The following is a 1,586-nucleotide window of genomic DNA, read 5'->3' as shown; positions in this document are numbered from 1 at the left end:
CGAAAGTCTGGAAACGCCAGTACTTGAAAAAATCGACTCTAAATTTTTAGATACTGGAACAGCAGTACCGCACTATTGGTTCTATAGGCTAGAATACCTACTTTGGCGAGATTTTAATAGTTTAAGTGTTTGTGACATTTGCTCAGATGATATAAAAAAAGTATTTCCTAAATTTAATAGAGATGAATATCTAATCAAATCCCAAGACACGGTGGAACATATGTGGGCAACAAATTTGCAAGAAAATGGCAAAGCACTAGATGATTTTGGGAATTTGGCCTTAATAAGAAAGGATTTTAATTCTAGTTTAAGCGATTATGATTTTGGCGAGAAGTTAAAAATGATAAAGGAAAGCCCAAATTCGAGTATAAAAATGCTAATATTTTACGCATCGCAAAAGGGATACGATAAAGATATGATCGGTAGACTCGGCGATGAAATGAAGCAAATTCTTTTTCAAGGCATAACAAATGACCCTCTCTAAATCCCTCTACATCCGCGGTCTTCAGTGTGAAAAGAGCTTGTGGCTTAAAAAGAAAAAGCCTGAAGTTTTGCAAGCTCCGGGTGAGAATGCGCAGGCGATATTTGATACCGGAACATCAGTAGGCGAGCTAGCCTGTGAGCTATTTAGCAGTGGAGAAAGGATAGAATTTAGCGGCGATTTTGACGCACAAATAGCAAAAACAAAAGAGCTTATCAAGCGCGGCACAAAGGTGATCTACGAGGCCACTTTTTGCTTTGACGGCATCCTTGTGATGGTTGATATCCTTCGCATAGGCGTGGATGGGCTTATCATCAACGAAGTAAAGAGTTCGACTTCCGTAAAAGACGTATATATCGACGATGCGGCCATTCAGTATTACGTGCTTAGCTCGCTTGGCTACGAGGTGAGCCGCGTAAATATAATCCACATCGATAGCACCTACACAAGAGGCGAAACGCTAGAGCTTGAAAAGCTATTTTGCGTGCAGGACATAACCGAGCAAGTGAAGCAAAAGCAGCAAGATATTCCTAAAATTTTAAATAAATTTGATGAGATTTTAAGCCAAAATAATGAGCCAAGCATTGATATCGGTCCTCATTGCACAAGTCCTTATCCCTGCGATGCTCGGGAGTACTGCTGGCATAAGCAGCGAGCTATCCCGGAGTATAGTGTATTTGACATCTCTCGTCTAAGAAGCGGTAAAAAATTTGAGCTTTATAAAAGTGGCGTGCTTAAATTTAACGATATAAAAGATCTAAGTAAATTTAACGCCTCTCAGCAAATCCAAATAAAATCAGAAATCTCGCAAGAACAAATCATAGACAAAGATGCAATAAAAGAATTTTTAGGCACGCTCCGCTATCCGCTCTACCACCTTGACTTTGAGACATTTCAGCTGGCCGTGCCTGAGTTTGTGGGGCTTAGTCCGTATGAGCAGATACCTTTTCAGTTTTCAATCCACAAAGATGACGGCAAAGGAAATTTAGAGCATTTTGAGTTTTTAGCTGAGGCTGGAGCCGATCCTAGATACGAGCTAGCGTTAAATTTAATCAAATTTATCCCGCAGGACGCCTGCGTGCTAGCCTACAACATGAGTTTTGAA

The 1,586-nt window shown here is 40.3% G+C and carries 2 protein-coding genes; both read left to right on the top strand.

Translation table 11 applies throughout. The features are described from left to right. The coding region (locus Q0135_RS03150; protein WP_297988161.1) for a DUF1524 domain-containing protein at positions 1-484 on the top strand (484 nt) is incomplete at its 5' end. Then, positions 471-1,586: DUF2779 domain-containing protein (locus Q0135_RS03145; protein ID WP_297988159.1), on the top strand; the 1,116-nt coding region annotated here is incomplete at its 3' end. The genes Q0135_RS03150 and Q0135_RS03145, both read left to right, overlap by 14 nt.

The sequence above is a fragment of the uncultured Campylobacter sp. genome (genome assembly GCF_937981295.1).
Classification (GTDB): domain Bacteria; phylum Campylobacterota; class Campylobacteria; order Campylobacterales; family Campylobacteraceae; genus Campylobacter_B.
Note: the sequence above shows the minus strand (reverse complement) of the source record. Positions and strands in the feature narration are given on the sequence as shown.